Annotated in this window: 1 protein-coding gene; it reads right to left on the bottom strand. The window is 75.7% G+C overall.

Features of this window, described 5'->3' with window-relative positions:
- A partial coding sequence (locus A5655_RS11720; RefSeq protein WP_156764827.1) for a zinc-binding dehydrogenase occupies positions 1-617 on the bottom strand: 617 nt, incomplete at its 3' end.
- Positions 618-671 lie beyond the last annotated feature (54 nt).

Genomic DNA, 671 nt, shown 5'->3' with positions numbered 1-671 from the left:
CATGACGCTTCGAGGTCGAGCTTGCCGCGTCGGGCCAGCGCGGCGAGCACCGGGATGTCGCGCGCCGGGTCGCTGGCGCCGTAGACGCTGCCCTGGACCGCCTTGCCGTCGGCCATCAACGACAGCGCGGGGAACGTCACCTCCTCGGCGATGCCGGCGGCGCCCACCAGGGTCACCTTGCCGCCGCGGCGGGTGGCCTCGTAGGCCAGGCGCATCGTGGCGGGCTTGCCCACCACCTCGATCCCGTGATCGACCCCGAGGCCGCCGGTGAGGTCGCGCACCGCGGCGACGACGTCGACCTCGCCGGCATCGATCGTGTCGGTTGCCCCGTTGGCCAGCGCGGCGGGAAGCTGGCCGGCGACCCGGTCCGCGGCGATGATCGGCGCCGCGCCGGCCAGCCGCGCGCCTTGGATCGCGGCCAAACCCACACCGCCGCAACCGATCACGAGCACGCTCTCCCCCGGACGCACGGCCGCGGTGCGCATCACCGCGCCCACCCCGGTGGTGACGCCGCAGCCCAGCAGCGCCGCGAGGTCGAGCGGCAGCGACTCGTCGACCGGCACCACCGCCGCCGCCGGCAGCAGCGTCTCCTCGGCCAGCGACCCGGCGCGCGACATCCCGGTGCTCGCCGCGCTGGCCCGACGCGGCAAGCTCGACCTCGAAGCGTTGGT

The organism is Mycobacterium sp. 1081908.1 (assembly GCF_001673535.1).
GTDB lineage: Bacteria > Actinomycetota > Actinomycetes > Mycobacteriales > Mycobacteriaceae > Mycobacterium.
The sequence above is the reverse complement of the archived record's forward strand: the minus strand, read 5'-3'. Positions and strand labels throughout refer to the sequence as shown.